The following is a 9321-nucleotide window of genomic DNA, read 5'->3' on the forward strand; positions in this document are numbered from 1 at the left end:
GGCTGGCTTCAGCGGGGTCGGGAGAGGCTGAGGCCATGAACACGAACAAGCTCCGTAGCAAGCGAATCCTCCTTCCCGCCATCGCCGCCGTTGCCGTCCTGGCCGTGGGCGGAACCGTCTGGACTGCCTCTGCCGACAACGACGTCAAGGGCGATGAGCGCGACCGGGTCGCCAGTGCGGCCACCGGTGCCGTGGGCGGCGGCGAGGCTGTCGACGTCGAGACCAGCGATGACCAGGGCGAGGCCTACGAGGTCGAGGTCCGCCGGACCGACGGCTCCGAGATCGACGTGACCCTGGACAAGGACCTGAAGGTCATCGGCAAGGACGCCGACGACGCCGACGACGCCGACGACGCCGACGACGCTGATGACGCCGCTGATGACGACCGCGATGGCGACACCGACACCGATGACCGCAACGAGGCCCCGGACGCCGACGACCGCGTCCTCAGCGCGACCGAGCGGGCGTCGGCCGAGAAGGCTGCTCTCGCTGCCGTCGGTGGCGGGACGGTCCGCGAGGTCGAGGCCAGCGACGACCGTGGCGCTGCCTACGACGTCGAGGTGCTCGACAGGAACAACGTCGAGTGGGACGTCGACCTGGACGCCAGCTTCAAGGTCCTCAACAAGATCGCCGACAACTGATCCATGTCCACCACGCATGGGGGCAGCCAGTAGGGCAGGCTGCCCCTTATGCATTTCGTCGGAGTCGACCTCGCGTGGGGCGACCGCAAGCCCACCGGCCTGGCCGTCCTCGATGCGGACGGCCAGTTGGTGTCGGTGGCCACGGTGACCAGTGACGACGAGATCGTCGAGGCCCAGGCGCCGTACGTCGACGGCGACTGCCTCGTCGCCATCGACGCGCCGCTCATCGTGGTGAACAAGACCGGCAACCGCCCCGCGGAGGCGGAGCTGAACACGGACTTCGCCCGGTTCGACGCCGGCGCCCACCCGTCCAACACCGGCAAGCCGGAGTTCAGCGGACAGCCACGCGGCGCACGCATCGCCGGACGTCTCGGCCTCGACATGAACCCGCGATCGGGCCGCGCACGCCGCGCGATCGAGGTCTACCCGCACCCGGCCACCGTGGCGTTGTTCCGGCTGGGTCGGACGCTCAAGTACAAGAACAAGCCCGGACGCGACTTCGAGCAGCTCCGGGCGGAGCTGCTGGTCCTGCTCGGCCTGGTCGAGGGACTCGTCGCCGCCGATCCGCCCCTGAAGGTGACCAGCCCAGCCTGGACGGCGTTGCGGGCGGCGGTCGAGACAGCCGGACGCAAGAGCGAGCTGCGCGTCGTCGAGGACCAGGTCGACGCCGTGATCTGCGCGTACGTCGCGTTGTTCGCTGCCCGTCGCCCCGAGCAGACGGCGACCTATGGCGACTTCGAGACGGGCTACATCGTCACGCCTGCACTGCCTGCTGACCTGGTCCCGTCTCCCCGGACCGCGCCCGTCGCCGTGAGTGGTGCGGGCGCCGCGATCCGTGAGTACACCGAGATCCAGCCCCAGCTGCGCCAGGCGACCGACCAGTTCGTCGAGCTGGTCACGTCGATCCTCGACGAGGCGGGCATCAACTACCTGACCGTCACGGGCCGTGCGAAGTCCGTGTCGTCCTTCGCAGCGAAGGCGGCGAGGACGGTCGACGGGAAGCCGGTCTTCGACGATCCGCTGCGCCAGATCACCGACCAGATCGGGATCCGCGTCATCACCTACGTGCACAGCGACGTCCAGGCGGTGGCCGACCTCATGGAGGACCAGGTGGTGGTCCTCGACGACCGCGACATGGGTCGTGAGACCGCCAGCGAAGGGCGCTGGGGCTACGCGAGCCGTCACCTGCTCGTGGGCCTCGACCCGGCCCGCGAGGGGCACGACGAGTTCGCGGCACTGCGGGGGCGGCAGGCCCAGATCCAGGTCCGCACCGTCCTCCAGCACGCGTGGGCGGAGTTCGAGCACGACATCCGCTACAAGGGCACGATCCCCGACGAGTACGTCCCGGACCTCGACCGGCGCTTCACCCTGGCGGCCGGCCTGCTCGAGCTCGCCGATCGCGAGTTCTCCACGATCCGCGACCGGCTCCAGTCCGGCATGGCCGGACCGAGCGACGAGCCGGAGGACGACGACCCGCGGATCAGCCCCCGCGAGCTCGCCGCCTTCCTCGCCGGCCAGTACTCCGACTCCGGCTGGTCGCGCACCGACCACTACACGTGGATCTCCGCGCTGGTGCTGGAGCTGGGCATCACCTCGCTCAACGAGCTCGGCGAGACGCTGCGGTCCGTGGACGATGAGGCGCTCAAGGAGCGGATGGACTATCGCTACCCGCCGGGCGCCGTACGACGGCTCGACGACGCACTGCTCTGGGTGTACGGCGATGCGTACGTCGACCTGCGCGCCAATGAGGACCGGGTGCCGGCGCTGCGGGCCAGGCTCGCCAAGATGCGCGGCGGGGCCTAGGAGCCGAGCTCGCGGACCTCGGTGCGCAACCGGCCCATGGTCTGGTCGAGCGCTGACGCGGTGTCGGCGGCCCGGTGCAGCTCATCGAGCAGCGTCGTGGGGACGATGCCGTCGTACTTGTAGTAGATCGAGTGCTCGACGCTGGCCCAGAAGTCCATGGCGATCGTGCGGATCTGCAACTCGACCGGCACGTGCTCGGTGCGGTCGGAGAGGAACACCGGCACCCGGATGATCAGGTGGAGGCTGCGGTAGCCGTTGGCCTTGGGGGAGCGGATGTAGTCCTCGACCTCGAGGACCGTGACGTCAGGCTGCCCCGTGAGCATGTCGCTGATCCAGTACACGTCCGACACGAACGGGCAGACGACCCGGATCCCGGCGATGTCGCGGATCTTGGCCTCGATGTCCTCGAGGGTCGGCTCGCAGTCGATCCGGGCGACCTTCGCGAAGAGGCTCTCGACCGTCTTCAGTCGGGTGCGCACGTGCTCGATGGGGCTGTGGTCGTGGGTCTGCTCGAACTCCTCGCGCAGGATCGAGATCTTCGTCGTCACCTCGTCGAGCGCGAACTGGTAGCGCATCCGGAACCGCGCCATCCCGACCTGGAGGTCGCGCAGCTGTGCGGCGAGGTCATGGGTCTGGGCGTCGGTCGCCTCGGTCCCCAGCAACCCCACGAAGAGCTCACGGAGCAGCTCGGACCCGGTGCGTGCCGGCGGCATCAGGGGTACGTCGGACGGCGTGGTCTCGGTGGCGCTCACGTGACGGGTCCTCCTGGCAGGTCGGAGTCCAGCATCCCTGATCGCTCAAGCCGCGCCCTGTCTGCGCTGGATCCAATCAGCAACTAGTCGGCCAGAGCCGCGGCGACCCGCTTGACGAGATCACGCCTGTGTAGATCCGTCAGGAGACGGGCCAGTACGAGACGGTCGGCCTCGCTGCCACGAAGGCTCAACGCGTCGACGGCGGCCGAGGCAACCTTGAGCGCCAGCGCCTCGGGCATGCCGGCCATGCCGTTGTGCGCCGAACCTCGCCGCGCCAACGTTCCCAGCGCCTCGGCCGGTGATGCATCTTCCGGCAGTCGGCTCGTTGCCAGTACGGCCGCGCGAACCAGGTCTACGTTGGTGCCGACGAACAGGACGCCGCAGCAGTACCCGATCCGCGAGCCCGGCCATTCCGGAACGGCTTCGGCGGCAGCAGCCAGTTCCAGCCATTGCAGGAGAAGTTGGCGGGCCTCCACCGGCCGTAGTGCGTTCTCGACGTCCTTCCACCACCGCTGCGACGGCTTTCGGGGCCCCAGATCTCCGAGCAGTCGAACGAGTGGTGAAACCGTTGCCGCGGGATGCGTACGGGCAGCCTCTCGCGCCTGGTCCGCCCAGCCGTCACCGTCGACGAGGAGCGACAGGTCGAGGATTTCCGGAGGAGTGGCGGAGGCGATCACCCTCCGTGCCAGGTTTCGGAGCTCCGCGACGCGCGTCCACTCCTCTCCCAGGGAGTCCATGAATCGCGCGCATCGATCGAGTGCGTCGAGCAACTCCGAGTCTGCCCATCCAGCTGTACAGACTTGTCCGGCTCCCCTGAGGGCGAGGGCGACCCGGCGATCGTCGTACGCCCCTCGCGTAGCGACGACGAGCGCGATCGCCGCTGTCGGTGCCGTCCACGCCAGACGCATCCGCGCGAGTCTTGCCCACGGTTCGCGCTTTCGGCCGAGCCAATCAAGTGTCTCGTCCGCGATGTCGATGAGGGTGATTGTGGGGCCGTGCCTGACGTCACCCTCATGTGTCGCCAGCAGGGTGATCACAGCGGACAACCTTTCCTCGCCTGACAGCCGAGGGTCGGTCACGACGTCTGGCCATGCCTCCCAGCTCGATCCGAGACGGGCGAGCGCAACGTCCACCACATTCCGATGTGTCGCCAACTGGTCCACAGGCGTGAGTATGTCCTTCGGTCTAACGGGCGGGCCGGCGGAACGGGACATCCGAGGGCTCGTCCGCTGGTTCCACCAGCAGCCACCACCTGTCGATGTCGTCCCGACCGATGGAGTAGGCGTGGCCACCCCCATAGCCGTTCGCCCAGCCGCTGTTGGACCACCCACCCTTTTCCGGCAGCCCGCAGTCGTCATCGGATGTGATCTCGGCCCAGCCCTCCCTGTGCCACTTCAAGATGGTCAGACAGACCTCCCGGTAGTCACCATTGAGGTCGTCGAACCGGGCGGCGTACTCCCCTTCGGAGAAGGCGTGGCGGACGACACCGTAGGCCGGGTTGTCAGAGTTCCACAGGCTCGCCAAGCGGTGGTCGGTCACGTGCTCATCCTGTCGGAGGATCGAGGCGAGCACTCAAGAACCCTCAGGCGTCGATGGGCCGTTCGTTGTACGCCTCGACCCGCTCCTGGCCGGTGAGGGCGTGGATCGCGTCCATGATCTCGTCGGTGACCTGGCGGCGGGCCCGTCCGGGCGCCACGCCGTCGAAGCGGCCCGTGAAGTCGAGCGGCTTGCCGAACCGGACCGTCACCTCCGCGCGCTTCGGGAGGGCGCTATCCACCGGCTGCAGGTTCTCGGTGCCGATCAATCCGACGGGCACCACCGGGACACCTGCTGTCAGGGCGAGCTGTGCGATGCCGGTGCGGCCGCGGTACAGCTTGCCGTCGCGCGAGCGGGTGCCCTCCGGGTAGATCCCGAAGGCCTCACCGCGGCCGAGGACCTCCAGCGCGATGTCGAGCGACTTGAGTGCGGCCTGGGTGTCGCTGCGGTCGACGGGCACCATGCCCAGGCCCTCGAACCACGCCTTGCTCATCCGGCCCTTGATCCCGGAGCCGGTGAAGTACTCCGCCTTGGCGAGGAACACCACCTTGCGGGGCGCCACGATCGGGATCACCACGCTGTCGGCGAAGCTGAGGTGGTTGCTCGCGATCAGCACCGGCCCCGACATCGGGACGTGCTCGATGCCCTCGACCGTCGGGCGCCAGACGGCGCGCGCGACGGGAGGGACGATGGCGTGGAGAACCTCGTAGAGCACGGGTCCAGCGTAGAAGGCTCGGCGGGATGGCGTGCGACCGGCACCACTGGGATGAGCGTCAGCCGTTCCGATCGGCCAGCGCCACGATGATCCCCTCGGGCCCGCGTACGTAGGTCATCCGCCAACCCTCGTGCTCGCCCACGCTCCCGATGAGGCCGTACCCGTCGGCAGCCAGCTCGTCGAGGACGGAGGACAGGTCGTCGACCTCGAACATCACGTTCCGGATGCCGAGCTCGTTGGACATCGGGGCGGGGGAGCCGGGCAGGTGGTCCGGTGTGATGAACGTCGACAGCTCGAGTCCGGTGCCACCGCCCGGTGGCCGCAGCATGACGATCTGGCTGCGGGAGCCGGGGATGCCGATCACGTCGTCGACGAACTGGCCTTCCAGCGTCGCCGTTCCTTCCACCTCGAGACCGAGCGTGACGAAGAACGACGTCACCGCGTCGAGGTCGGCAACGGTGATGCCGACGTGGTCGAAGAGTCGTACGTGGGCCATGGGTCAGTCCTCCAGCGGTGGGGTGGGTCCGTCGAAGCAGGGACGGAGCTGAGCCCTGGTTCTCGACATGGGTCAGGCAAGACCTTCGAAGAGGTCCGTGAGCATGGGCGCCTGCCCCTCGGTCTCGGGCCACGCGACGGCGTACCACTCGCGACCGACACGACGCTCCCACTGCTCGGTGTTGGTCGGGTCGTCCGACATCACGTGCAGCTGGCTCTTGTGTTCCCGCAGGCCCGCCACGATCCGGCTCGCGTGCTGGCTGCAGTCCACGGTGATCCGGATCTGCTCGTCCGGGACGCCCCGCATGTGGAAGGTCTGCGTCGGGTCGAAGGTGAAGAGGCCGAGGTCGGCGCGCTGGCGGTTCCAGCGCTCGAAGACCGACTGGGGGACCGCGCCGTGTGCGAGGCGCTGGAACCCGGATCGGTCGTCGGACCGCAGGCGAGCGAACGCCTCGTCCGTGGCTGCGCCGATCGTGATGTGGTCTGGGTGCCCGAAGATCCCGTCGGGTCCGAACGTCACGACGACGGCGGGATCCTCCTCGTCGAGGATCTGTGCGACGGCTGCGACGACCTCCTCGAACGGGACCTCTGCCAGCGCACCGTCGGGCAGGCCGAGCCACTCGTGTCGATCGGGTACGCGACCGTGTGCGCGCCACGCGGCCTCGTCCTCGCCCCGTCGGACCGTCCCCAGCGTCTCGCGCGTGGCCGGGAACCCGTCGCGGATCTCGCCCTGCTCGCCGTACGTCGCATGGATCAGGACGAACCTGAAGTCCGGGTCGTCGGCATGCAGTGCCACGCTCCCTGCAGCGCCGTACGCGTCGTCATCGGGATGGGCGAAGACGCAGGCAAGGGTCCGGTTGCGAGCCATGGGCCCAAGTTAGCGACGACGAGCGGTCGACATCAGTCCCCGTCGTACGCCGCCCGGAGCTCGGTCAGTCGCGGGCGGTCAGCACCAGCGGGTCGCCGTCGGTGATGGCCACGGTGTGCTCGGTGTGCGCGCCCCGCGATCCGTCGGCGGAGCGGATGGTCCAGCCGTCGGGGTCGAAGGTGATCTCGTCCGTCGTGTGCAGGAACCACGGCTCGATGGCGATGACGAGGCCGGGGCGGAGCTTCAGGCCGCGTCCCGGGCGCCCGTCGTTGGAGATGTGGGGCTCGCCGTGCATGGTCCGGCCGACGCCGTGGCCACCGAACTGCAGGTTGACCTTCAGGCCCTCGGCGTGGGCGACGCTGCCGATCGCGAACGAGATGTCGCCGAGCTTGTTGCCCGCGCGGGCGGCGTCGATGCCGGCGTCGAGGGCACGCTGCGTGACGTCGATGAGCCACTGGTCCTTCTCGTTCGGCGTACCGACGATGACCGACAGGGCCGAGTCGGCCACCCAGCCGTCGACGGAGGCAGCGAAGTCGACGGAGAGCAGGTCGCCGTCCTGGAGGACGTAGTCGAACGGCAGGCCGTGCAGGACGGCGTCGTTGACCGACGTGCACAGGACCTTGCCGAACGGGCTGGCACCGAACGACGGGTGGTAGTCGATGTAGCAGGACTCCGCACCGGCGTCCTTGATCATCTTGTGGGCCAGGGCGTCGAGCTCGAGCAGGTTCACGCCCACGGCGGCCTTCTCGGACAGGGCCTTGATCACCGAGGCGACGAAACGACCGGCGGGACGCATCTGCTCGATCTGGGCGGGGGTGCGGAGCTCAATCACGAAACGAGCCTATCGGGCGCGGGCCGGGGCAAGAATTCGTGCACGGGTCCGGACGATCCACCACTCGGCCAGGATTGGCCCCATCGCGTGGCGAAGGAGACGAGTGGTGGATCGGTGGGGCCTGCCCCCAAACCGTGGTGCTCAGTTGGTCGGCTTCTCCGAGCCGACCACCCACATCGCGAAGAACTGCGAGCCACCGCCGTAGGCGTGGCCGAGTGCCCGTCGTACGCCGTCGACCTGGTGCTCGCCGGCCGCGCCACGGACCTGGAGCGCCGCCTCGCCGAAGCGGAGCATGCCGGAGGCTCCGATCGGGTTCGACGACAGGACACCGCCGGAGCAGTTGACCGGGATCTTGCCGGTCATCGCTGTCTCGCCGGCCTCGGTCAGCTTCCAGCCGTCGCCCTCGGCCGCGAAGCCGAGGTTCTCGAGCCACATCGGCTCGAACCAGGAGAACGGCACGTAGATCTCGGCGGCGTCGATCTCCTCGATCGGGTTGGTGATGCCGGCCTGCTTCCAGAGCGCGGCTGCGGCGTCACGCCCGGCCTGCGGGTTGACCTGGTCACGCTCGGCGGCCGTGGTGGCCTCCGAGCGCATCACCGTGCCGTGGATCCAGGCCGGGTTCGGCGAGGACCGGGCGGTGTCCTCGTCGACGATGACCAGCGCGCAGGCACCGTCGCTCGAGGGGCAGGTCTCGTCGTACCGGATCGGGTCCCAGAGCATCTGCGAGGCCAGGACAGACTCGACGGTCGTGCCCTCGTTGTGGAGGTGCGCGTAGGGGTTCTTCAGCGCGTTGTTGCGGTCCTTGGCGGCCACGATCGCACCCACGTGGGTGGGGGCCTGGGAACGGCGGATGTAGGAACGCACGTGCGGTGCGAAGTAGCCGCCGGCACCCGCGTGGACGGGCATGTTGAACGGCAGCGGCACCGAGAGCGCCCACATCGCGTTGGACTCGGACTGCTTCTCGTAGGCGACCGTCAGCACCCGCTTGTGGACGCCGGCCTGGACCAGGGACGCCGCGACGATCGCGGTCGAGCCGCCGACCGAGCCGGCGGTGTGGACCCGCAGGAGCGGCTTGCCGGCCGCGCCGAGGGCCTCGGCGAGGAACAGCTCGGGCATCATCACGCCCTCGAACAGGTCCGGCGCCTTGCCGACCACGATGGCGTCGATGTCGTCGAGCGTCATGTTGGCGTCGAGGAGCGCGCGGTCGATGGCCTCGCGGCACAGGCCGGCCATGGAGAGGTCCTCGCGCTTCGCGCGGTGGTGCGTCTGGCCGACGCCGATGATCGCTGCAGGCTGCTTGCCCATCAGATGTTTCCTTCCAGGGTGCAGACGAGGTTCTGCTGCAGGGCGGGGCCACTGGTGGCGTGGGCGAGGGCCTTGTCGGCCTCACCGGACCAGATCCTCGTCGCGGCCTCGCCGACGCGGATGCCACCACCGGAGAACATCGGGTTGCTCGCCAGTGCGCCGCCGGAGGGGTTGATGACGACGTCGTCGCCGAGGCCCAGCTCCTTGCGCAGGATGAGCTCCTGGTGGCTGAACGGTGCGTGCAGCTCGGCCAGGTCGACGCCGCCGAGGTCGAGTGCGGCACCGGCCCGCTGGGCCGATGGCGACCGGGTGAGGTCGCGAACACCCATGCCCATGGGGTCGACGTTGTGGGAGATTCCGGTGAGCCAGGCGGG

The 9321-nt window shown here is 69.0% G+C and carries 10 protein-coding genes and 1 pseudogene; 2 read left to right on the top strand and 9 right to left on the bottom strand.

What is annotated here, in order from left to right; all coding sequences use genetic code 11:
* The first annotated feature begins 35 nt into the window (after positions 1 to 35).
* Complete coding sequence (locus ACOADB_RS25690) at positions 36 to 641, top strand: PepSY domain-containing protein (RefSeq protein ID WP_378605620.1); 606 nt, start codon at positions 36 to 38, stop codon at positions 639 to 641.
* 48 nt (positions 642 to 689) lie between these two features.
* Positions 690 to 2444, top strand: coding sequence for a DUF429 domain-containing protein (locus ACOADB_RS25695; RefSeq protein WP_378605623.1), 1755 nt, complete (start codon positions 690 to 692; stop codon positions 2442 to 2444).
* On the opposite strand, the gene ACOADB_RS25700 is transcribed toward ACOADB_RS25695, so the two are convergent.
* The 9 genes and pseudogenes from ACOADB_RS25700 to ACOADB_RS25740 form a co-directional block, all read right to left on the bottom strand.
* Positions 2441 to 3196: a GTP pyrophosphokinase gene (locus ACOADB_RS25700; RefSeq protein WP_378605626.1), complete on the bottom strand. Its 756-nt coding sequence runs from the start codon at positions 3194 to 3196 to the stop codon at positions 2441 to 2443. The two genes, ACOADB_RS25695 and ACOADB_RS25700, sit on opposite strands and share 4 nt — an antisense overlap.
* Before the next feature lie 83 nt (positions 3197 to 3279).
* Complete coding sequence (locus tag ACOADB_RS25705; protein WP_378605629.1) at positions 3280 to 4233, bottom strand: hypothetical protein; 954 nt, start codon at positions 4231 to 4233, stop codon at positions 3280 to 3282.
* 148 nt (positions 4234 to 4381) lie between these two features.
* The gene (locus ACOADB_RS25710) at positions 4382 to 4735 is read right to left on the bottom strand and encodes a hypothetical protein (RefSeq protein ID WP_378605632.1); all 354 of its coding nucleotides are present in this window, start codon (positions 4733 to 4735) and stop codon (positions 4382 to 4384) included.
* Between the two features lie 43 nt (positions 4736 to 4778).
* Complete coding sequence (locus ACOADB_RS25715; RefSeq protein ID WP_378605635.1) at positions 4779 to 5447, bottom strand: lysophospholipid acyltransferase family protein; 669 nt, start codon at positions 5445 to 5447, stop codon at positions 4779 to 4781.
* Positions 5448 to 5505: 58 nt separating this feature from the next.
* A complete protein-coding gene (locus ACOADB_RS25720) occupies positions 5506 to 5943 on the bottom strand; it encodes a VOC family protein (RefSeq protein ID WP_378605638.1) in 438 nt (145 codons plus the stop codon).
* A gap of 72 nt (positions 5944 to 6015) precedes the next feature.
* A complete protein-coding gene (locus ACOADB_RS25725; protein ID WP_378605641.1) occupies positions 6016 to 6810 on the bottom strand; it encodes a PIG-L deacetylase family protein in 795 nt (264 codons plus the stop codon).
* Positions 6811 to 6874: 64 nt separating this feature from the next.
* The gene (gene map, locus ACOADB_RS25730) at positions 6875 to 7642 is read right to left on the bottom strand and encodes a type I methionyl aminopeptidase (RefSeq protein WP_182376444.1); all 768 of its coding nucleotides are present in this window, start codon (positions 7640 to 7642) and stop codon (positions 6875 to 6877) included.
* Positions 7643 to 7783: 141 nt separating this feature from the next.
* Entirely contained in the window at positions 7784 to 8947 is a 1164-nt protein-coding gene (locus ACOADB_RS25735; RefSeq protein ID WP_378605645.1) for a thiolase domain-containing protein, read from the bottom strand.
* Positions 8947 to 9321 (bottom strand): annotated as a pseudogene (locus tag ACOADB_RS25740) (lipid-transfer protein); the annotation flags it as partial. The gene ACOADB_RS25735 and the pseudogene ACOADB_RS25740, both read right to left, overlap by 1 nt.

This window comes from Nocardioides sp. CPCC 206348 (assembly GCF_048654705.1).
GTDB lineage: Bacteria > Actinomycetota > Actinomycetes > Propionibacteriales > Nocardioidaceae > Nocardioides.

Excerpts from the sequence above, each read along its gene's own strand:
- ACOADB_RS25690 (WP_378605620.1), top strand. The coding sequence starts at position 36 with ATGAACACGAACAAGCTCCGTAGCAAGCGAATCCTCCTTCCCGCCATC.
- ACOADB_RS25720 (WP_378605638.1), bottom strand. The coding sequence starts at position 5,943 with ATGGCCCACGTACGACTCTTCGACCACGTCGGCATCACCGTTGCCGAC.
- ACOADB_RS25725 (WP_378605641.1), bottom strand. The coding sequence starts at position 6,810 with ATGGCTCGCAACCGGACCCTTGCCTGCGTCTTCGCCCATCCCGATGAC.
- ACOADB_RS25695 (WP_378605623.1), top strand. The coding sequence starts at position 690 with ATGCATTTCGTCGGAGTCGACCTCGCGTGGGGCGACCGCAAGCCCACC.
- ACOADB_RS25735 (WP_378605645.1), bottom strand. The coding sequence starts at position 8,947 with ATGGGCAAGCAGCCTGCAGCGATCATCGGCGTCGGCCAGACGCACCAC.